This window comes from Micromonospora sp. B006, assembly GCF_003408515.1.
In the GTDB taxonomy this organism is placed as follows: domain Bacteria; phylum Actinomycetota; class Actinomycetes; order Mycobacteriales; family Micromonosporaceae; genus Micromonospora; species Micromonospora echinospora_A.
Map to the genome: position 1 here is coordinate 3,935,298 of NZ_CP030865.1, position 20,708 is coordinate 3,956,005.

Genomic DNA, 20,708 nt, shown 5'->3' on the forward strand with positions numbered 1-20,708 from the left:
TCCTCGCGTCAGCCACGGAGCATCTCCGCCACGAGGAACGCCAACTCCAGCGACTGCTGGGTGTTGAGCCGCGGGTCGCAGGCGGTCTCGTACCGGTCGGGCAGGTCGAGGTCCTCGATGCCCTGGGCGCCGCCGAGGCACTCGGTGACGTCCTCGCCGGTCAGCTCGACGTGCAGGCCGCCCGGGTGGGTGTCCAGGCCGCGGTGCACCTCGAAGTAGCCGAGCACCTCGTCGACGATCCGGTCGAAGTGCCGGGTCTTGTAGCCGTTCGAGGACTCGTGCGTGTTGCCGTGCATCGGGTCGCACTGCCAGACGACCTTCGCGCCGGCGGCGGTGACCTTCGCCACGATCGGCGGCAGCGCGTCGCGTACCCGGTGGTTGCCCATCCGGCTGATCAGCGTGAGCCGGCCGGGGATGTTGTCCGGGTTGAGCTTCTCGCAGAGCTCGATCGCCTCGTCCGGGGTCGTGGTGGGGCCGAGCTTGACCCCGATCGGGTTGGCGATGCGGGAGATGAAGTCGATGTGCGCGCCGTCGATCTGCCGGGTCCGCTCGCCGATCCAGAGGAAGTGCCCGGACAGGCCGTACGCCTTGTGGTCGGAGATCCGGGTCAGCGCCCGGTCGTACTCCAGCGCCAGCGCCTCGTGCGAGCAGTAGAGCGTGACGGTGCGCAGCGCCTCGTCGTCTGTCATCCCGCAGGCCCGGATGAGGGCCAGCGCCCGGTCGATCTCGCGGGCGATCGCGTCGTAGCGCTCCCCGGCCGGGGACTGCCGGACGAAGTCCTTGTTCCAGTCGTGCACGGCGTGCAGGTCGGCCAGGCCGCCGGCCAGGTACGCGCGGAGCATGTTCATGGCGGCGGCCGAGTTGGCGTACGCGCGGATCATGCGCTGCGGGTCGGCGACCCGCGCCTCCGGCGTGGCCTCCAGCGAGTTGATCATGTCGCCGCGGTAGGCGGGCAGACCCCGGGCGTCGGTCGGCAGCGACCGGGGCTTGGTGTACTGGCCGGCCACCCGGGCCACCTTGACCACCGGCAGCGACGCGCCGTACGTGAGCACGATGGCCATCTGGAGCAGCGTGCGGGCGTTGGCGAGCAGGTGGCTCTCGGTGTTGTCGACGAACGTCTCGGCGCAGTCACCGCCCTGGAGCAGGAACGCCTTGCCCTCGCAGACCAGGGCCAGCCGCTGCCGCAGCTGGTCGACCTCGTAGGGCGCGACCACCGAGGGAACCGTGTCCAGCACACGGCAGACCTCGGCGACCTGGGCCTGGTCGTCCCACGGCGGGGTCTGCGCACGCGGCAGCTCCCGCCATCGGTCGAGGCCGAGGGCTGCGTCCTCGGCGGAGTCGGCGGTCGGGCGGCTGGTCTGCAGGCCAGGGCTGCCCACGGCGGGGTGACTCAGCTGATGCCACTCATGGCGCATGGAGGAAAGCGTACGGCGACCGTCGCGATCACTCGCCGCCGAGGGGCATGGTTCCGGTCACTGGGAGGACACCGGGGAGGGCGCCATCGCCGGCGGCGCCGGCTCCGCCGGGTCGGCGGTCGGCTCGACCGCGCGCTCGCCGGGCACCTCGCCGGAGATGCACCAGTCCGCACCGTTACGGGTCACCGTGAACAGCAGCGCCCGGGTGGCCTTGCGCGAACCGGCGGCCACCGTGACGGAGGCGCTGACCTCCTGCCCGTTCGGGCCGGAGCGGACGTCGGTGATCGTCGCGTCGGGCACCGTGAAGTGGTCGGCGAAGTCGCCGTTCGGGCCGGTGGCGGCAGCGTCGAAGGCGGCGTGCATGGGCGCGCAGAGCTGGCTGCGGCCGGCGTCGGCGTCGCGGGCGGTGAGCGCGTCGAGGTACGCCTGCACGCGCTCCCGGCTCTTGGCCGCCGCCTCCTCGGCGGGCGCCCGGCCGCTGGGCGCGGTGGCGGCGCCGTCTGGGCCGGAACCGCAGGCGGCCAGCGCCGGCGTGAGCGCGAAGGCGAGCGCGAGCGCGGCGAACCGGCCTCGGTGGCTGCGATCCATCGGTCCTCCCGTCGCGTGGACTCGTCGAGCGGCGAGTGTGTCACACCCGGCCCGCGCGGCCGGGTGACTCCCCATCCTGACCCGGATCGGCGCGCGCGGCCAGGGCGGCACGCGGGCGGGGAGGGGCCGGTACGGCCCCTCCCCGCCGGGTGGGTGGTGCGTCGGCCCTCGGCTAGCCGAGACCGCCCTTGATGGCGCCGATCAGCTCACCGTTGCTGGTGTCACCGGAGAGCTCCCAGAAGAACGCGCCACCGAGGCCCTGGCTGTTGGCGTAGCTCATCTTCCCGCCGATGGTCGCCGGGGTGTCGTAGCTCCACCAGTTGCTGCCGCACTTGGCGTACGCGGTGCCGCCGACCGTGCCGGTGGCCGGGCAGCTGTTCTTGAGCACCTTGTAGTCCTCGATGCCGGCCTCGTAGGTGCCCGGCGCCGCGCCGGTGGCGCTGCCGCCGGGCGCGGCCTGGGTCACGCCGGTCCAGCCGCGTCCGTAGAAGCCGACGCCGAGCAGCAGCTTGCTGGACGGTACGCCCTTGGACTTCAGCTTCTGGATCGCCGCGTCCGACCAGAAGCCCTGCTGCGGGATGCCCGAGTACGAGTAGAGCGGCGAGTGCGGCGCGGTCGGCCCCTGGGCGTTGAAGGCGCCGAAGTAGTCGTACGTCATCGGCATCAGCCAGTTGAGGTTCGTCGCGGCGCCCGCGTAGTCGGTGGCGTCGATCTTGCCGCCGTTGCTGCCGTCGGCGGTGATCGCCGCGGTGACCAGGAAGCTGGAGCCGAACTTGCTCCGCAGCGCCGAGACCACGTTCTTGAAGGCGTTCGGGCCGCTGCTGTCGCACTGGAGGCCGCAGGCGTTCGGGTACTCCCAGTCGACGTCGATGCCGTCGAAGACGTCCGCCCAGCGCGGGTCCTTGACCAGTGAGTAGCAGGAGTCGGCGAACGCGGCCGGGTTCTGCGCCGCCTGGGTGAAGCCGCCGGACCAGGTCCAGCCGCCGAAGGACCAGAGCACCTTCAGGTTCGGGTACATCTTCTTCAGCTTGCGCAGCTGGTTGAAGCTGCCGCGCAGCGGCTGGTCCCAGGTGTCGGCCACGCCGTCGACGCTGTCCGCCGCGGTGTACGCCTTCTCGTAGTCGGCGTAGCTGTCCCCGATACTGCACCGGCCGCCGGTGGTGTTGCCGAAGGCGTACAGGATGTGGGTGAGCTTCGCGGCCGAGCCGCTGGTGTGGATGTTCTTGACGTGGTAGTTGCGGGCGTAGACGCCCCACTCGGCGAAGTAGCCGACGACCTTCTTGCCGCCGGGCGGCGGCGTGGTGGGCGGCTGCGTGGTCGGCGGGGCGGTCGTCGGCGGCGCGGTGGTGGGCGGCGCGGTCGTGGGCGGCGCCGTGGTCGGCGCGGTGGTCGTCGGCGTGCCGCCGCCGGTGCAGGAGCCGCCGTTGATCGTGCAGCTCACCGGCGCCTTGTACGCGCCGGTGCCGTTGTAGCCCCAGCTGAAGCTGGCGCCGGGGGCGAGCGTCGAGGCCCAGCTCTTGTTGACCGCCACGTAGCGGTCACCGCTGCGGGTGATGTCGGCGTCCCAGGAGCTGCTGATCGAGGTGCCGGAGGGCAGCGTGAACTCGATGCGCCAGCCGTTGACGGTGGAGCTGGTGCCGTTGGTGACTGTCACCCGGCCCTCGTGGCCGGTCCCCCAGTCCTGCACCTTGGCGAACGTGGCGGTGACGCTGCCGGCGGCCGACGCGGTGGTCATGGGCACCGCGGCGACCGCGAGCGCGACCACGGCGCCGGTGGCCCACAGGGCCCGGCGGAGCGATCTCTTCATACGGCGTCCCTCCAATAGTTAGGAAAGTTTCCAAATTGATTGCTGAGACGCTACTCACGCCGTCACCACTTCGTCAAGATGTAGATGCGTCGATTTCACGGGTGGCGCGGGACGGTCCGGGCGACGGCCCGTAGCCTCGTCACATGACCGTTTTCGACGTCCAGATCGACGCCCTCACCGGCGGACCGGCCGATCTCGGCCGCTACCGTGGCCGTGCCCTGCTCGTGGTCAATGTGGCCTCCCGCTGCGGCCTCACCCCGCAGTACGCGGGCCTTCAGGAACTCGCCGACACGTACGCCGGGCGCGGGCTCACGGTGCTCGGGGTGCCGTGCAACCAGTTCGCCGGCCAGGAGCCGGGCAGCGCCGCCGAGATCGAGGAGTTCTGCCAGGTCAACTACGGCGTGACGTTCCCGCTGACGGAGAAGGTGGACGTCAACGGGCCGGACCGGCACCCGCTCTACGCCGAGCTGGTGTCCACGCCGGACGCCGAGGGGCACACCGGCGACGTGCGCTGGAACTTCGAGAAGTTCCTCGTCGCTCCGGACGGCACGGTGGCCGCCCGGTTCGCCCCGCAGGTCACGCCCGCGGACCCCGAGCTGCGCGCGGCGATCGAGAAGGTCCTGCCGGCCTGACGAATGCGCGCCGGGACGGTGCCGGGTCCCGGCGCGCATTCCGCGCGTTCACGAACAGACATCGGCAACTCCCCGCGTACCCAGGGAAAGAATTCGCCCGCGCGAATCGAAACCGTTGTCGCAACAACACCGCCGAATCGTGGCGGCGACCCGACTGTGTCCTGTTCGGTCGCAACTCCGTCCGGCCGTACGAGTGGACCGGCCCGTCGACCCGGGCGAGCGGTACCTACGGCCACTTTCCGGAGACCGGCCTGACCTCATAACGTGGCTGACCCCGGCACATCGTCATCGATTGGTGGTCACGTGACGAGCACGGTCGACGGTCCCAGGAACGCCACAGAATCGGCAACTTTCCTCACGCATGATGCGCCACGCGAGCGACAACCGTTAATTGCGTGGCGCGGCCTACCGCGGTGAACGATTCGCCGACGGACCTGTCACCGAATTGGTCGCCGACGGCCGCCGGAGCGTGGCCCCGAAAGTCGAGTACGACCCGGAGTACGGCCCGGGTGAACGTCCTCAACGGCCAGGGGTCCGCAGCCGCCGGCCCTGGAGCAACGGCGCCGCGCAACGACAGCGGCGGCAAGCGAGAGGAGAAGAGCAGTGACGTACGACGGTAACCACGGTGTGGTGATCCAGTGCTCGTCCAGCGGACCGGTGGCGGCCGGACCAAAGGCCACTGCGGATCAGGTCGACCACATGGGCGAGGCGTCACTGCGGGAGATCTTGGAGCAGTTGCGCGCGACCCGGCAGCGGATCGAGGAGAACCGGTCTCAGTTGGTCGAACCGGAGCTGGCGCTGGAGGAGGTCGACGACATCGTGGACCTGATCCAGCAGGAGCGGCCGGACCGCAGGCGGGTCATGGTCAAGGTGGACCGGCTGGTCACCCGGCTCAGCGGGGTGGGCGGCATCGCCAGGAATGCCTGGGGCCTGAGCCAGTTGATCAACCAGTTCGCGCGCTGACCGATTCGGCGACGGCCGCGCCCCGGCCTCGTGTGGGGCCGGGGCGCGGCCGGTCGGGCCGAGGTCAGCCGGCGGCGGACCGGAAGACCGGGTAGTAGCCGCCGGACTGCCCGGCCGCCGTCGGGTGGTACGACTTGCTCAGGCTCAGAACGTTGAGCGCGTGCAGCCACTTGGTGCCGTAGCTGCACAGTTGGTGGCCGACGAAGATCGAGCGGACGTCGGCGAAGGTGAAGCCCGCCGAGACGGCGGCCGTGCGGGTGATGTCGTCGAGCAGGTTGATGCCCTCGTTGATCTTCGCCCGGGACGTGGCGCTGAGTCCGACGCAGGTGGTGCCGAGCTGGTAGAAGACCGGGTAGCCGACCACCACCACGCGGGCCGAGGGCGAGCGGGACTTGATGCCGTTGTAGACGTTGGCGAGCCGGCCGGGCATCGAGGTGCGGGCCACGTTCATGGCGGACTGCACGGCCGCCACGCACTGGGTCTCCCCCTGGAGCACGCAGGTGCTCATGATGTTGGCGAAGCCGACGTCGTTGCCGCCCACAGTCACGCTGACCAGCGTGGTGGTCGAGGAGAGCGCGGAGAGCTGGCTGTTGATGACGTCGGCGGTGGTGGCGCCGGAACAGGCGACCGATCGGTACGACGCGGGTTTGATGTTGGCGTTGTAGAGCGCCGGATAGGCGTTCGTGCTGCGTAGACAGTTACCGCTCTCGGAGGTGTAGCTGTCGGCGCCGACGCCGGAGGCGTACGAGTCGCCGAGCGCGACGTAGCGGTCGGACGGGGCCGCCTGGGCGGGGGCGGCCAGGGACAGAGTGACCCCGACCGAGGCGGCCAGGGTCAAGGCGAGGGTGGCAAGACGGGATCTCCGCACGTCGCACTCCTGGGGGCGTGAAGTGGTGGTGAGAGATAGATATCAATAAGATTACAGTGCATGGAAGATCACCGATTTACGGTTCGGTGCGCATAGCGACTACTCGCTACAAATCGCTGCCGGTCTCCCGCGGCGGGATGAAGGATTCTGCCGGGAGGGTCAGCCGCATCGCCGGGTCGGCGGCCTCCCGGAAGCCCAGGGCACGGTAGAGCGGACGGCCGGCCGCCGAGGCCCGCAGATCGACCCGGCGCACGCCCCGGTCCCGGAACCAGACCAGCAGCGCGCTCACGCAGGCCCGGCTGTGGCCGCGCCGCCGGTACGCCGGATCGGTACTGACGTTGAATACGTACCCGACCAGGCCGCTCGGATCGTCCGGCCCGCCGAGCCGCCGCTCCACGGTGCCCACCGCGCAGGCCGCAAGCGACCCGCCGTCCGGCGCGTCGACCACGAAGGCGGCCAGCCACGGGTCCGGCTCCGCCAGCCAGGTCCGCAGGTTGTCCCGGGCGATGTCCTGCCAGCGGCCCGGCGGCGTCGGCGCGCCGCTCATGCCGGCGAGCATCAGACCACGCAGCCGGACCAGCTCCTCGGCGTCGGACGGAGTCGCCGGGCGAGCGTCACCCACGGGGCGGCGTCAGACCGGGCGGCGGCCGGCGAAACCGCACTCGACCCGGTGGTACCACCTGATGTCGGTGTCCCCCTCCAGCCAGCACCAGAGCACCGCCCGGCCGTCGCGCTCACCGGGGAAGTCGAGCAGCACCGGGGCGATCCCCTTGACCGCGATGTCGTGCTGGTGGAACTCGTCCACCACGAGATGCAGGCGCGCCTCCAGGGCCTTCACCTCGGCGAGCCCGCCGAGCGCGCTGACACCGTGGTCGGCCAGGTCGACCCGCAGCTCGGCCAGGTCAGCCCGCAGCCGGATCAGTTCGTCGACGCGCGGCCGCAGCGTGGCCACCAGGTGTCGCGCCTGGGCGAGAGTGAACACCGGGCCAGTATGCGGCACGACCGGTTACACGGACGGGTCCCAGGCCGCGAGCTGGTCGAAGATGCGACTGTCGCCTTCGAACTGCAGGGAATCCAGCGGTATGCGGCCGTAGAAGAACAGGACCAGGTCACTGGCCGTGCCACGGGCGGAGACGTCGGCAGTGTCCGCGGCCTCGCCGGCAGCGGGCGTGAGGTGGGCGACCTGCGCCCCGTCGGCGGACAGCCGGAGGCGCCAGGAGCGGCCCTCGGTGGCGTGGTAGTCGACGACGGCGGGCTGGTGCGGCCAGGCGACAGTTGTCGCGCAGAGGGTGAACTGGCAGTCGTCGAAACCGTCGAGGGCGACCTCCTCCGGCAGCGGCTGCGGGGCGCCCACCGTGAGCTGGACGTCGTAGGTGTGTACCGCGATCTCGGGAACCTGGCGCCGCGCCCAGGCACCGGCGGTCTGCGGTGACGGTGAGTCGTCCCACCACGTCCAGCAACCCCGATCCGGACCGGCCGCACGCAGCGTGCTCGTCAGCCGCTCGACGGACTCGGTCCACCAGGCAAGCAGAGCTTCGCGTTCCCGGGGCGCACCCACTCCGTCCTCCCAGGCCGACTTCTCCGGCGGCCCGTCCGCAGGCCCCGCGGCGACGATCGCGGCTGTCTTGCGGCGGCCCGTGCCCACGTGTTGGACGAGATCGAACAGCGTCCGCTCCGGATGGGTCGGAACCTTCATGTCGAGGCTGGGCGCCGCGGCGACAGCGGTGCGGAAGGCGGTCGACCGTTCGTCGATGAGCCGCAGATGATCGGAGAACGTCAACGTCTTGTGCACGTCGGCTTTCTACCAGTGCACCCGGCGACCGGACAGCGGTTTTCGCAGCCGGCTGTCAGGACTGGACGCGCTCCGCCTCCTGCACGAACGTGTCGGTCCGGCGCGCGCCCATCCGGTCCAGTTCGTCCAGCACCGCGCCCACCCCGTCCGCGCCGACCAGCACCGTGACCCGCAATCGGGCGGCGAGGGGCTGGTCCTGCCAGTAGCCGCGCGGCAGCAGGCTCGCCTGCGGCGTGGTCGTCGCCACGGCGGCGTCGCTGACGATCACCGAGATCGCGCCGGCGGCAAGCAGGGCGTCGCGCAGGTCGGCGCTGTTGGCCGCCGGATCCGGTTCCAGCAGCGCGGTGACCACCCGTACCCGCTGGCCTGGTGGCACGGCCGGTTCGCCGGCCGGCGCCGCTCCGGTACGGCGGCGGGGCGCGCCCGGCGCGGTCAGGCTGGTGACCCCGCCCAGGTGGTACGCGTCGGCGCCCTGTTGCGCCTGGTCGAGGCGTTCCTGGTCGGCGAGCGGTACGCGCAGGCCGATGAGCGCCTGCACTCCGGCGGCGATCAGCCAGGTCAGGACGAAGGAGAACGCGACCACGCTCACCACGCCGACGAACTGACGCCACAGCAGGCCGCCTCCGCCGCCGAGGAACAGCCCGTCGGCGCCGAGCGGGTTGACCCCGCGGTTGCCGAACAGGCCGAGCAGGAGCGTGCCGAGCATGCCGCCGACGAAGTGCACGGCGAGCACGTCGAGCGCGTCGTCGAGGCGCAGCAGGTACTTCAGTTTCAGCGCGAAGTGGCAGACCAGGCCGGCCAGCGCGCCGATCGCGACGGCCGACGCCGCGTTGACGTACCCGGCGGTCGGGGTGACAGTCGCAAGGCCCGCCACCGCGCCGGAGACCGCGCCCACGACGGTGCTGTGTCCGTCGGTGACGCGTTCCAGCGCCAGCCAGACGAGCATCGCCGCGGCGGCGGCGAGGTGCGTGTTGAGGACGGCCTGCGCGGCGAGGCCGTTGGCCTGGAGGCCGTCGCCGCCGTTGAAGCCGAACCAGCCGAACCAGAGGATGCCCGCGCCGACGATGGTCAGCGGGATCGAGTTGGGTGGCGCGGCGGTGTGCGGCCAGTTCCGGCGGCGGCCGACGACGAGCAGGACGGCGAGGACGGCGGCGCCGGCGCTGGCGTGCACGACGAGCCCGCCGGCCCAGTCCTGGGTGCCGAACTTCGCCAGCCATCCGCCGGGGTGCCAGAGCCAGTGCGCGATCGGCGCGTAGACCACCACCGACCAGACCGCGAGGAACAGCACCCAGCCGCCGAAGCGCAGCCGGCCCGCTGTGGCGCCGGTGACGAGCGCCGGTGTGATCACCGCGAACATCATCTGGAACAGCACGAACGCCAGCGTCGGAATGGTGATCCGGCCGTCGACCACGTGCAGGTTCGGTGCGGGCGGCACCTTCAGGTCGGTGAGCCCGAACAGTTCCAGGTTGCCGAACAGCCCGCTGCCGGCGTCGTCGCCGAAGGCGATGGTGTAGCCGACGAGTACCCAGGTCAGGCTGACCACGCCCAGCGCGATCATGTTCTGTTGCAGCATCGCCAGCACGTTGCGGGTGCGGACCATGCCGCCGTAGAACGCGGCGAGCCCCGGCGTCATGAACAGGACGAGCCCGGCGCAGACAAGCACCCAGGCGGTGTCACCCGCGTTCGGAGCGGACACGGTTTCCCTCCTTCTCTCGCAGGTGGACGGAGTCGCGCACGGTGTGCAGGACGCTGTCCTTGACCCGTTCGTGGTTGGGCAGCGGCGCGAAGTGCCGGTCCGGCAGCAGCAACAGCCAGGTGGCGATGTTGAACGGCCCGGTCAGCACCGGGATGCCCAGCGGCGTGAGCATGGTGGTCAGCGCCATCTGCACGAACAGCGTCAGCGCGATGCCGAACAGCGTGTAGACGGTGACCAGCGCGCCGGGGCGGTGCGCGACAGCGCCCACCACGATCGCGGTCAGGACCGCGTTGAAGGCGAACAGCCCCTTGTCCAGGGACGCGCCGTCGGCGCCGAACCAGAGCGCCAGCAGCGTCGCGCCGACGGCGCCGATCACCGCGAACAGCGCCGACCACCGGGAGTTGATCAGCAGGGCGACGAGGATGAGCAGGCCGGTGACCCAGCTCTCGATCAGGTAGACCTGGGACACGCCCTTGAAGAACGTCGGGATGAGACCCCAGTCGAACGTGCCGCCGGTCGACGATCCCTCACCGGGGAACTTCGGGGTCAGCTTGGTGAGCACTGTGAACCTGTCGAACTGGTACGCCGCCATCAGCAGGAACCAGGTCGTGAGCACGAACGGGAACGTGTAGGCGGTCAGGTTCCAGCGTTTGAACACGGCGTTGAGGGCGAGCGTGACCACCACCGTGCCGATCGCGCCGAGCACGAGGTAGAGCCACATCAGCGGGCGCTGGTCGAGGAACGTGGGCACCGCGAGCCCGGTCAGCAGCGGGCTGAAGCCGAACAGGCCCTTGCGCCAACTGGACATGTCGACCCGCAGCGCCAGCGCGGTGGCGGTGCCCACGACCAGGCCGAGCACGCCGCCGCCGAACACCCGGGGCGTCCCGTTCTCGAACGCGCCCCAGGCGAGCGCGATCAGGATGAGCAGGCCACTGAGCGGATTGTTCTGGAGCACCACCTGCGCGGCGCCGCGCAGGCAGGCGTCGACGAACCCGACCGCCGGGTTCCGGTCGGCCAGCCGGTGCCAGCCACGTCCGATGTCGGCCATCTCGCTGTCCTCCAGGTCAACGCCAGCTGAAGACCGGCGGGAAGGTGCAGCCGGTCACCTCTTCGCGGGCGGCGACGCAGAACTCGCGTACCGCTGCGCGGACCGGTTCGGTCTCCTGCCCGAGCACCTTGAACACCAGACCGGCGTCGTTGGGCAGCCGGCTCACCGCGGTGGCCAGCGGTGTCGCCTCGTCCCACACCGGCGTCGCGGTCCGCTCGAAGACCCTTGCCGCCCGGTCCGGGTCGGTGAGCAGCACGACGTTGCCGAAGACGTGGAAGCGGTCCATCATCCCGATCCGCGACACCGGGAACCGGCCCGGCGTGATGACGAACTTCTCCACGAACAGCGGGCGTCCGTCGGGCCGTTGCGCCCGCAGCGTGGTGGAGAACAGGTCGTACGCGAAGATCTCGCCGTCGCGGTAGTACTTACGGCCGGGCTGGAGCACCTCGGCGTACAGCATTGTCGCGGTCTCCGGGAGCCGGACCACCGTGTCGGAGACGAACCGGCTGCGCCGGAACGGGATCACCGGCTCCGGCAGGAACTCCAGGTAGGCATCCTCGGCCAGGGTGAAGCTCTGGGTCTGGGTGCCGTAGTTGGCGTCCATCTCCTGGATCTTGGTGGCGGCCTGGGTGACCAGGTGCGCCTGCGCTCCAGGCCCCAGGTCGACGTCCATCCGCAGCCGGTCGCCCTGGAGCACGCCGCCGGAGGTGGTGAGGATCATGACGCAGGGCAGACCCGGCATCTCCTCGTCCCAGTACAGCGCGCGCTGCACCAGCAGCGGCGACTGCCGGAAGACGTCGCGCAGGATGGTGCGGTCCTGGTCCGCGCGCCGCTCGAACCCCAGCCGGAGGATGCCCACCTTGCCGTTCGCGGCAGCCGGCAGCTGCGCCGGCTGGTCCTGGTACGGCGCGAGTTCCCGGACGGAGTCCAGAGTGGTCATGCCAGCACTTCGGCGTCGAAGAGCGCGTTGCGGCGGACCAGGTCCACGAGGTCGTCGATGCCCTCGCCGGTCTTGCAGTTGGTGAAGACGAACGGCTTGCCGCCGCGCATCAGCTCGGCGTCGCGGGCCATCACGTCCAGGTCGGCGTCGACGTACGGGGCCAGGTCGGTCTTGTTGATCACGAGGATGTCGGACTTGGAGATGCCGGGGCCGTTCTTGCGCGGGATCTTGTCGCCGGCCGCCACGTCGATCACGTAGATGAAGTAGTCGACGAGTGCGGGGCTGAACGTGAGCGTCAGGTTGTCCCCGCCGCTCTCGATGAGCACGACGTCGCTGTCCGGGAACCGCGCCTCCATGTCCTCCACGGCGGCGAGGTTCATGCTCGGGTCCTCGCGTACGGCGGTGTGCGGGCAGGCGCCGGTCTCCACACCGACGATGCGTTCCTCCACCAGCACGCCGGTCAGCGCGCGGCGGACGTGCTTGGCGTCCTCGGTGGTGACCACGTCGTTGGTGATGACCAGGATGCGCAGGCCCTGCTCGACCAGGCGGGGCACGACGGCCTCGATGATGGCCGTCTTGCCGCTGCCCACCGGGCCGCCGACACCGATCCGACTCGCTGATTTCATCTTGGGAAAAGCCCTTCAGGTGGTGAGCGGGAGCGCTCAGCTCATGAACATCCGTACGTGTGCGTGCTGGTGCGCGCCGGCCAGCACGTCGAGGTGCGGCGCGAAGTTCTGCATGTCGTCGAGCCCGGCGGTGCGCACCTCCTCGTAGTCCTCGCCGACCCGCTCGTTGACCGCGAAGAGGATCGACTGGGTGTCGAGGTGGTCCACCCGCATCAGCCGGACCGCCGCGCCGAGCACCATGGAGGCCGCGCCGTACTGGTGGGCGGCGAACGCGTCCGCCTCGCCCACGCCGAGTTCGGCGAAGAGCACGCCGAGCGCGACCGGGTAGGTGACCGGGACTCCGCCGCCGCTCTCCGCGACGCGCTTGCGCAGCAGGGACTCCCCCACCACCCGTTCGGCGGCCTCAGCCAGCTTGCGCCCCATGCGGACGGTCATCGTCCGCGTCTCCTCATTGATCTTGCGCAGGTGTACGGCCTCGTCGGCCGCCCGGATCCGGTCGAGGTCCCCGGCGCCGACGGCGCGGTGCGCCACGAGCAGCGCGACGCCGTCACCGGTGGCGGCGGCACGGGTGACCGTCCGCACGAACTCCTGCAACGTTGTCCGGTCGTGCACCGCGCCCTGCTCGACAGCCGTCTCCAGCCCGTTGGAGAAGGAGAACGCGCCGACCGGGAAGACCGAGTCGCCGAACTGGAGCAGCTTCAGGGCCTCGGTCACCGTGGACACCCCGGCCCCTCAGTTCAGATCGGCGGGCAGGTGCGTGTGCGGGGTCGAGTCGGCCCCGCCGAACAGCCGCCGCGACTCATGCGGGGCCAGGTACGCGATGATCTCGGTGCCGGGGATGAACTCGTGGGTGAGGCCGGTGAACGCGTGTGTCCGCATCACCGAGTCCATGACCTTGCGGTCCACCGTCAGCGGGACGTACATCTTGGTGCCCTTCACGACCGCCGGCCAGTGCTGGTTGCCGATCGCGTGGCCGAGTTCGACGGCGGAGCGGATCACCATGTCCAGCGACTCGCCGTGCAGCGTGTCGAGGTGCACGACCATCACCTCGCCGAGCGCGATCCGGGCCACCACAGCGGTCGCCGTGGCGTCGTCCCAGGCGAGCACGTCGCCGTCGCGCAGCCGTACGCCGCGGGACAGGGACAGCGCCAGTTCGGTGCCGAGGCTCGTGGTCCGCCGCAGCCGGCTCTTCTGGGCGTCCCACTGGTCGAGGACCAGGTCGTCGACCTTGGCCTCCCGGAGCCGCTCGGTCCAGGCCGGCTCGTTCACGTTGCCGAGTACCGTTTCGACGAGCATGTGTTCTCCTTTCACGCGGCCCGCCGCCGGCCCGGCCGGGGCGGGCGCCGGGTCAGCTGAAGAAGTAGAGCTGGCTGAGGGGAAGGTTCTTGGCCGCCGGCACTGTCGCGTGCACGCCGTCCATCTTCACGGCGAAGGTCTCCGGGTCGACCTCGAGCTTCGGCGTACGGTCGTTGCGCACCATGTCGCGCTTGGTCAGGTTGCGGCAGCCGTAGACCGGCATGACCTGCCGTTGCAGGCCGAGCTTCTCGGCGACGCCCGCCTCGTGCGCGGCCCGGGACACGAACGTCACGCAGTTCTTGGCGACCTGGGTGCCGGTGGCGCCGAACATGGGCCGGTAGTAGACCGGCTGCGGGGTGGGCAGCGAGGCGTTCGGGTCGCCCATGATGGACCAGGCGATCATGCCCCCCTTGAGCACCATCTTCGGCTTCGTGCCGAAGAACGCGGGCTCCCAGAGGACGAGGTCGGCGAGCTTGCCCGGGCTGACCGAGCCGATGACGTGCGATACGCCCTGGGTGATCGCCGGGTTGATGGTCATCTTGGCGACGTAGCGCAGCACGCGGAAGTTGTCGTTGGCGTCGGAGTCCTCGGCCAGCTTGCCGCGGACGTTCTTCATCTGCCCGGCGAGCTGGACGGTGCGCAGCCAGGTCTCCCCCACCCGGCCCATGGCCTGCGAGTCGCTCTGCATCATCGAGATGACGCCCTCGTCGAGGAGCACGTCCTCGGCGGCGATGGTCTCGGTGCGGATCCGGCTCTCCACGAACGCGACGTCCGAGGGCACCTTCGGGTTGAAGTTGTGACAGACCATGATCATGTCGTACAGCTCGGACTGGCTGTTGATGCCGTACGGCACGGTGGGCGTGGTCGAGGCGGGCAGCACGTTCATCTGGCCGGCGACCTTGATGATGTCCGGCGCGTGCCCGCCGCCCGCGCCCTCGGTGTGGAAGGTGTGGATGGTGCGGCCCTCGAAGGCGGCGATGCTGTCCTCGATGTAGCCGCTCTCGTTGAGCGTGTCGGTGTGGATGCTGATCTGGACGTCGTACTCGTCGGCGACGGCCAGGCAGGACCGGATCACCGCGGGCGGCGCGCCCCAGTCCTCGTGGATCTTGAAGCTGGGCACTCCGGCCATGATCTGCTCGACGAGGGGCGCCCGGCCGCTGCTGTTGCCCTTGCCCAGCAGGCCGATGTTGATCGGCAGGTCCTCGAAGGCCCGCATCATGTTCTGGATGTTCCACGGGCCGGGCGTGATGGTGACGCCGTTGGTGCTGTCGGTGGGCCCGGTGCCGCCGCCCCAGAGGGTGGTGACGCCGTTGCTGAGCGCCGCCCACACCTGCTGCGGGGTGACCAGGTGGACGTGCGCGTCGATGCCGCCGGCGGTCAGGAGCAGGTGCTCACCGGAGATCGCGTCGGTGCCCGGTCCGGTCACCAGGCCCGGGGTCACCCCGTCCATGATGTTGGGGTTACCGGCCTTGCCGATCCCGGCGATCCTTCCGTCCTTGATCCCCACGTCCGCCTTGACCACGCCGAGCAGCGCGTCGACGATTGTCACGTTGGTGATCACCAGGTCCACCACGCCCTCGGCGCTGGTGGCCTGGCTGGCGCTGCCCATGCCGTCGCGCAGGGTCTTGCCGCCGCCGTACATGACCTCGTCACCGAGGACCCGCAGGTCCTTCTCGATCTCGATGTAGAGGTCGGTGTCAGCCAGCCGGATCTGGTCGCCCGTGGTCGGGCCGTACATTCCGGCATATTCCTGCCGTGAGATCTGACTCATGCGTTCTCGCTCCAGCTCTGGCGCGTCGAAGGATTGCCGGGCTACTTGTCGCCCTTGCCGCTCTTGTCCTGGCCCTTGCCCTTGCCCTTGGCCTGGTCGTTGGCCTGACCCTGGTCCTGCTGCTGCGACGTGGTCTTGAAGCCGCGCGTCTGGGCCTGGTGGAGCGCCTCGGCCCGGTCCGGCCGGTACCCGGGGATCGGCCCGTCGCCGGTCCAGCCCTGGACCAGGCCGTTGAAGCCGTACACCCGCTGGGAGCCGCCGTACGGGACGAGCTGGACGGTCTTGCGGTCGCCGGGCTCGAACCGGATCGAGGTCGTGGCCGGGATGTTCAGCCGTTTGCCGAACGCCGACGGGCGGTCGAACTCCAGGAAGCGGTTGGCCTCGAAGAAGTGGAAGTGGGAGCCGACCTGGATGGGCCGGTCACCGGTGTTGTGCACGACCACCTCGGTCACCGGCCGCCCGGCGTTGAGTTCCAGAGGTTGGTCGCTGAGCTTGTAGCCGCCGATGGGCCGAAGGTGCTTGGAGTTCGGTCCCGGGTGTTGCTTCGCCATGTCGCCCCCGCTCTGCCGGAGACCGTGGCCTCCGGTCGCTGATCTACTGGATGGGTGAGTGGACGGTGATCAGCCGTGACCCGTCGGTGAAGACCGCCTCGACCTGGAGCATCGGGATCATGTCCGCCACGCCGGGGATCACGTCGTCCGCCGTGAGCACGTGGCTGGCGTCGTTCATGACCTCCTCGACGGTCTTGCCCTCGCGCGCGCCTTCGAGCGCCGCCGCGCAGATCACCGCCACGGCCTCGGGGTGGTTGAGCTTGACCCCGCGGGACTTGCGGGCGTTGGCGACCATCGCCAACGAGTGGATCGTCAGCTTGTCGAATTCCTTCGGCGTGAGATGCACTTCGCGACCCCTTCGTCCGCACCTTTTGTACGGTTTGAGCTATTCCGTCACGGTAGGAGCGCTTCGGTCGCGCCGCAGGCTTTCAGGGAGATTTCAGGAACCGGTGCGCGCCCGCCTGCGCCGGTCGTAGTCGGCGACCCACATCTGCTGGATCTGCTCCAGCGTCCGGCCCCTGGTCTCCGGCAGATAGCGCCGGACGAACAGGAAGCCGACCACGCACAGGCCGGCGAACAGCGCGAAGACGCCCGACCGGCCGAGCGCGTCGAGCAGACTCAGGAAGAACTGCGTGATCAGGTACTCGGTGCCCCAGTGGGTGGCGGAGGCGATCGCCACGCACCGCCCGCGGATCGGACCGGGATAGATCTCGTTGATCACGGTCCACGCGGCCGGGCCGATCGACACGGCGTAGAAGGCGACGAAGAAGACCACGCCGACCAGCAGGAACAGGCCCGCTGTGGTGATCCGGCCGACGCGGTCCAGCAGGCCCACCGCGACGAGCGCGAACGCCGCGTCCACCGCGCCGATGGCCCAGGTGGTCGCGGAGAGCTGCGCCTCCGGGGTACGGAATCCGGCCGCCGCGAAGATCGAGTCGGCGTAGTAGATGATGCCGTTGATCCCGGTCGTCTGCTGGAACAGCGCCAGCCCCACGCCCAGCGCGAGCGGACGCCGCCACTGCGGCGACAGCAGCTCCCGCCAGCTCGCCTTACGGCCGTGCAGGCTCTTCTCGACCTCGTCGAGACGCTGGTCCACCCGGTGCTCGGGGACGGTCCGGCACAGCGACTGCCGGGCGCGGCGGCGGTCGCCGCGCTTGAGGTACCAGACCGCCGAGTCCGGCACCACCACGGTGACCAGGATCAGCGCCACGCCCAGCACGACAGCGGCGCCGAGCAGGTACCGCCACGACTCGCCGCCGGTGAACAACTCGTCCGCGAGGTAACCGATGAAGATCGCGAAGGTGGTCGAGAACTGGTAGACCGCGAGCAGGCCACCACGGATGCGTTCCGGCGCGGTCTCGGCCGCGAACATCGGCCCGGCGACCGAGGCGACGCCGATGCCCACGCCGAGCAGCAGCCGCGCGCCGAGCAGCGCGCCGATGGTCTGGGCCGCGGCCTGCACGATCGTGCCGACGACGTACGCCCCGGCGGCGACCCAGAGCGCGCCCCGCCGGCCGATCCGGTCGGCGAGGTGACCACCGGCGAGCGCGCCGGCCAGCGCGCCCAGCGTCACCCAGCTCGCCGCCACCTCCACCTCGAAGGTGTCCACGTCGAACGTGTGCCGGATGTCGTGCAGGGCGCCGCTGATGACGCCCTGGTTGTAGCCGAAGAACGCGCCGGAGAGCACGACGATCGACACGATCGACACGAGGTTGTGGCGGGGCGGCCGGCCGGTCGCGCGTCCGCTCGCCGCCATGTCACCCCGTCCGCCGGTGGCCGCCTCGCGAAGCGCCCTAACCCCTACATATGCGACATATAGTAGGTTCGCCGCGGCAGCCCGACAGCGAAACTTCCGGACGCTGCCGGGGCTGCTCCTGCACACGGACGGGGGACGGGTGAACCGGTCGGCGCCGTACGGCCCCGCGGACTCCTACCGCGAGTTCCGGTACCCGCTCGCGGCGCTGGTCCTCGCCGTCGTCACCGCCGGCGCGCTGGACGCCTTCGCGTTCCTGCGGTACGGCGCGTTCGTCGCCAACCAGTCCGGAAACGCCATCTTCCTCGGCATGGGACCGGCCGGCGGACACCCCACGTGGCCCGTCTCCGCGGCGTCGATCGTCGCGTTCGCCACCGCCGCCGGGCTGGTCAGCCTGCTCCGCGGCCGCACCGGGTCGACAACGGCGCCGCTGGTGGACATCGCCGTCACCGAGATCACCATGGTGGTCTGGACAGTGCTCAACCTGGCGCTCGCGTACGGCCGGGACGGCACGGCAGTACGAGTGCTGCTCGCCGCCGCCGGAGCCGCTGCCATGGGCAGCCTGACCACGGTGGCGAGCCGTACCGCGGGGATCGCGACGCCGATCACCTACCAGTCGGACACCACGACGAAGACCGGCGAGCGGGCCGCCCGCTGGCTGCTCGGCCCCACCGCCGGGCGGGGCCGGGCCCGGCGGGGCACCCTGCTCGGGCTGCTCGCCCTGGTCAGCTACAGCGTCGGCGGCGCGGTCGGCACGCTCGCCCAGCACCGGCCCCGCTGGGTGCCGCTGTGGGGGACGCTCGCCCTGGCCCTGCTGGTGCTGCTGCTCCGGCGGCACCCGGGACCGGCATCGCGTCCCGGCTGAGCGTCAGTCGGCCTGGGCGGCGAGCTCCCGGGCCCGGTCCCGGGCCGCCTCCAGCGCCGCCAGCATTGCCGCGCGTACGCCGTGGTTCTCCAGCTCGCGGATCGCCGAGATGGTGGTGCCGGCCGGCGAGGTCACCGCCTCGCGCAGCTTCACCGGGTGCTCGCCGGAGTCGCGCAACATCACCGCCGAGCCGATAGCGGTCTGCACGATCAGCTCGTGCGCCACCTGGCGCGGCAGGCCGAGCAGGATGCCGGCGTCGATCATGGCTTCGACCAGCAGGTAGAAGTAGGCGGGACCGGAGCCGGAGAGCGCGGTGACCGCGTCCTGCTGCGACTCGGGCACCCGCACGGTCGAGCCGAGCGGGGAGAACATCTCCTCGGCCAGGGCCAGGTGCTCGCCGGTGGCGTACGCGCCCGCCGAGATGGCGCTCATCGCCTGGTCGACCAGCGCCGGGGTGTTGGTCATCACCCGGACCACCGGGGTGCCCTCGGGCAGCCGGCGGTTGAAGAACGCGGTCGGCAGGCCGGCGCAGAGCGAGATGACCAGCTTGTCGGCCGGCACCTTCGGGCCGATCTCGTCCAGCAGCGCCGCGGCGTCCTGCGGCTTGACCGACACCGCGAGCACCTCGGCCTCGGTCACCGCCGTGAGGTTGTCCACCACCCGCACGCCGTAGCGGTCGGCCAGCTCCTGCGCCCGGGCGGGGCGCCGCGCGGTGGCGAGCAGCCGCTCCACCGGCCAGCCGGAGCGCAACAGCCCGGAGAGCATCAGCTCACCGATCTTGCCGGCGCCGATCACCGCGACCGTGTGCACCTCGCGTGCCATCAGCCGTACCCCTTCCCGGGTCGCGTGGGCGTGGCGTGGCGGGCCGGATCACCGGCCCGCCACGCCGTACGCCGTCGGTCAGCTGCCGAAGAAGACCTCGGCCTCGGCGTACCGCTCCAGCGGCACGGTCTTCAGCTCACGGGTGGCGTCGGCCAGCGGGACGCGGACGATGTCCGTGCTCTGCATCGCGACCATCTTGCCCCAGTCGCCCTCGTGCACCGCGTCGATGGCCTGCAGGCCGAGCCGGGTGGCGAGCACCCGGTCGAACGCGGTCGGGGTGCCGCCGCGCTGGATGTGGCCGAGCACCACGGTGCGGGCCTCCTTGCCGGTCTTGGCCTCCAGCTGCTCGGCGAGCCACTGGCCGATGCCGCCCAGGCGGACGTGGCCGAACGCGTCCAGCTCCTGGTTGTGCAGCACCATCTGGCCGTCCAGCGGCTGGGCGCCCTCGGCGACCACGACGATCGGGGCGTACTGGTGCTGGAAGCGCTTCTCGACGTAGCCGGCGACCTGCTCGACGTCGAACTGCCGCTCCGGCAGCAGGATCACGTTGGCGCCGCCGGCGAGGCCGGCGTGCAGCGCGATCCAGCCGGCGTGCCGGCCCATGACCTCGACCACGAGCGTGCGGTGGTGGCTCTCCGCGGTGGTGTGCAGCCGGTCGATCGCCTCCATCGCGATGTTCACGGCGGTGTCGAAGCCGAACGTGTAGTCGGTGGCGCCCAGGTCGTTGTCGATCGTCTTGGGCACGCCGATGACGTGGACGCCCAGCTCGTGCAGCTTCGTGGCGACGCCGAGGGTGTCCTCGCCGCCGATCGCGATCAGCGCGTCCACGCCCTGGGCGGCCAGGTTCTCCTTGATCCGCTCCACGCCGTTCTCGATCTTGAACGGGTTGGTGCGGGACGAGCCGAGGATGGTGCCGCCGCGGGGCAGGATGCCGCGCACCTCGGGGATGCCCAGGGGCTTGGTCAGGCCCTCGAGCGGGCCCTTCCAGCCGTCCCGGAAGCCCACGAACTCGTGACCGTAGGTGGCGACGCCCTTGCGGACCACCGCCCGAATCACCGCGTTGAGACCTGGGCAGTCGCCGCCGCCGGTGAGCACGCCGATACGCATGATCTGCTCATCCTCCTGGAGCATCAGGTGAAGCCCGGATAAGCCCCAGGATATGTGTCAGATCAGACCATCGGCGCCGTTGCCGGCCCGGGGCGGGCCGTCACTGCGCACTGTAGTCGCCACACGTGTACGCCGACACCGCACCCCGGGCCGTTCCGGACGACGGAC

General features: G+C 70.7%; 21 protein-coding genes and 1 pseudogene. 3 read left to right on the plus strand and 19 right to left on the minus strand.

Features of this window, described 5'->3' with window-relative positions; genetic code table 11:
- Positions 1-8: 8 nt before the first annotated feature.
- From MicB006_RS17440 to MicB006_RS17450, 3 genes are all read right to left on the minus strand, one after another.
- Positions 9-1,415: a class II 3-deoxy-7-phosphoheptulonate synthase gene (locus MicB006_RS17440; RefSeq protein ID WP_116507507.1), complete on the minus strand. Its 1,407-nt coding sequence runs from the start codon at positions 1,413-1,415 to the stop codon at positions 9-11.
- Positions 1,416-1,472: 57 nt separating this feature from the next.
- The gene (locus MicB006_RS17445; protein ID WP_116507509.1) at positions 1,473-2,003 is read right to left on the minus strand and encodes a hypothetical protein; all 531 of its coding nucleotides are present in this window, start codon (positions 2,001-2,003) and stop codon (positions 1,473-1,475) included.
- A 172-nt stretch (positions 2,004-2,175) separates the two neighbouring features.
- On the minus strand, positions 2,176-3,810 hold the full coding sequence (locus tag MicB006_RS17450; RefSeq protein ID WP_116507511.1) for a glycosyl hydrolase family 18 protein: 1,635 nt from the start codon (positions 3,808-3,810) through the stop codon (positions 2,176-2,178).
- 143 nt (positions 3,811-3,953) lie between these two features.
- Here MicB006_RS17450 and MicB006_RS17455 point away from each other — a divergent pair, with 143 nt between their 5' ends.
- Both MicB006_RS17455 and MicB006_RS17460 read left to right on the plus strand, forming a co-directional pair.
- Positions 3,954-4,442, plus strand: a complete 489-nt coding sequence (locus tag MicB006_RS17455; RefSeq protein ID WP_116507513.1) for a glutathione peroxidase — start codon at positions 3,954-3,956, stop codon at positions 4,440-4,442.
- A gap of 603 nt (positions 4,443-5,045) precedes the next feature.
- A complete protein-coding gene (locus MicB006_RS17460; RefSeq protein ID WP_116507515.1) occupies positions 5,046-5,405 on the plus strand; it encodes a hypothetical protein in 360 nt (119 codons plus the stop codon).
- Between the two features lie 64 nt (positions 5,406-5,469).
- On the opposite strand, the gene MicB006_RS17465 is transcribed toward MicB006_RS17460, so the two are convergent.
- The 14 genes and pseudogenes from MicB006_RS17465 to MicB006_RS17530 form a co-directional block, all read right to left on the minus strand.
- Positions 5,470-6,273, minus strand: a complete 804-nt coding sequence (locus MicB006_RS17465; protein ID WP_116507516.1) for an SGNH/GDSL hydrolase family protein — start codon at positions 6,271-6,273, stop codon at positions 5,470-5,472.
- A gap of 106 nt (positions 6,274-6,379) precedes the next feature.
- The gene (locus MicB006_RS17470; protein WP_116507518.1) at positions 6,380-6,895 is read right to left on the minus strand and encodes a GNAT family N-acetyltransferase; all 516 of its coding nucleotides are present in this window, start codon (positions 6,893-6,895) and stop codon (positions 6,380-6,382) included.
- 9 nt (positions 6,896-6,904) lie between these two features.
- Positions 6,905-7,255 (minus strand): DUF2203 domain-containing protein, encoded by a 351-nt coding sequence (locus tag MicB006_RS17475; RefSeq protein WP_036342567.1) that lies wholly within the window; start codon positions 7,253-7,255, stop codon positions 6,905-6,907.
- Between the two features lie 24 nt (positions 7,256-7,279).
- Positions 7,280-8,065, minus strand: a complete 786-nt coding sequence (locus MicB006_RS17480) for a maleylpyruvate isomerase family mycothiol-dependent enzyme (protein WP_116507519.1) — start codon at positions 8,063-8,065, stop codon at positions 7,280-7,282.
- A gap of 55 nt (positions 8,066-8,120) precedes the next feature.
- On the minus strand, positions 8,121-9,761 hold the full coding sequence (locus MicB006_RS17485; RefSeq protein ID WP_116507521.1) for an ammonium transporter: 1,641 nt from the start codon (positions 9,759-9,761) through the stop codon (positions 8,121-8,123).
- Positions 9,739-10,809: an urea transporter gene (gene yut, locus MicB006_RS17490; protein ID WP_116507523.1), complete on the minus strand. Its 1,071-nt coding sequence runs from the start codon at positions 10,807-10,809 to the stop codon at positions 9,739-9,741. The genes MicB006_RS17485 and yut overlap by 23 nt, the downstream gene beginning before the upstream one ends.
- A gap of 16 nt (positions 10,810-10,825) precedes the next feature.
- Positions 10,826-11,749 carry an urease accessory protein UreD gene (locus MicB006_RS17495; protein WP_116507525.1) on the minus strand — a complete coding sequence of 308 codons (924 nt, stop codon included), beginning with the start codon at positions 11,747-11,749 and terminating at the stop codon, positions 10,826-10,828.
- Positions 11,746-12,375: an urease accessory protein UreG gene (gene ureG / locus MicB006_RS17500; protein ID WP_013287653.1), complete on the minus strand. Its 630-nt coding sequence runs from the start codon at positions 12,373-12,375 to the stop codon at positions 11,746-11,748. Before ureG ends, MicB006_RS17495 begins: the two co-directional genes overlap by 4 nt.
- Before the next feature lie 36 nt (positions 12,376-12,411).
- On the minus strand, positions 12,412-13,089 hold the full coding sequence (locus MicB006_RS17505; RefSeq protein WP_225980399.1) for an urease accessory protein UreF: 678 nt from the start codon (positions 13,087-13,089) through the stop codon (positions 12,412-12,414).
- An 18-nt stretch (positions 13,090-13,107) separates the two neighbouring features.
- The gene (gene ureE / locus MicB006_RS17510) at positions 13,108-13,671 is read right to left on the minus strand and encodes an urease accessory protein UreE (RefSeq protein WP_073831525.1); all 564 of its coding nucleotides are present in this window, start codon (positions 13,669-13,671) and stop codon (positions 13,108-13,110) included.
- Between the two features lie 52 nt (positions 13,672-13,723).
- Positions 13,724-15,442, minus strand: a complete 1,719-nt coding sequence (locus MicB006_RS17515; RefSeq protein WP_116507529.1) for an urease subunit alpha — start codon at positions 15,440-15,442, stop codon at positions 13,724-13,726.
- 215 nt (positions 15,443-15,657) lie between these two features.
- Positions 15,658-15,993 (minus strand): annotated as a pseudogene (locus MicB006_RS17520) (urease subunit beta); the annotation flags it as partial.
- Positions 15,994-16,036: 43 nt separating this feature from the next.
- A complete protein-coding gene (locus MicB006_RS17525; protein ID WP_116507533.1) occupies positions 16,037-16,339 on the minus strand; it encodes an urease subunit gamma in 303 nt (100 codons plus the stop codon).
- Between the two features lie 93 nt (positions 16,340-16,432).
- A complete protein-coding gene (locus MicB006_RS17530; protein ID WP_116507535.1) occupies positions 16,433-17,749 on the minus strand; it encodes an MFS transporter in 1,317 nt (438 codons plus the stop codon).
- 139 nt (positions 17,750-17,888) lie between these two features.
- Here MicB006_RS17530 and MicB006_RS17535 point away from each other — a divergent pair, with 139 nt between their 5' ends.
- Entirely contained in the window at positions 17,889-18,611 is a 723-nt protein-coding gene (locus tag MicB006_RS17535; RefSeq protein ID WP_225980400.1) for a YoaK family protein, read from the plus strand.
- A 3-nt stretch (positions 18,612-18,614) separates the two neighbouring features.
- Here MicB006_RS17535 and proC read toward each other — a convergent pair whose 3' ends face one another.
- Positions 18,615-19,433 carry a pyrroline-5-carboxylate reductase gene (gene proC, locus MicB006_RS17540; protein WP_116507537.1) on the minus strand — a complete coding sequence of 273 codons (819 nt, stop codon included), beginning with the start codon at positions 19,431-19,433 and terminating at the stop codon, positions 18,615-18,617.
- 78 nt (positions 19,434-19,511) lie between these two features.
- Positions 19,512-20,540 carry a 6-phosphofructokinase gene (locus MicB006_RS17545; protein WP_073831551.1) on the minus strand — a complete coding sequence of 343 codons (1,029 nt, stop codon included), beginning with the start codon at positions 20,538-20,540 and terminating at the stop codon, positions 19,512-19,514.
- Positions 20,541-20,708 lie beyond the last annotated feature (168 nt).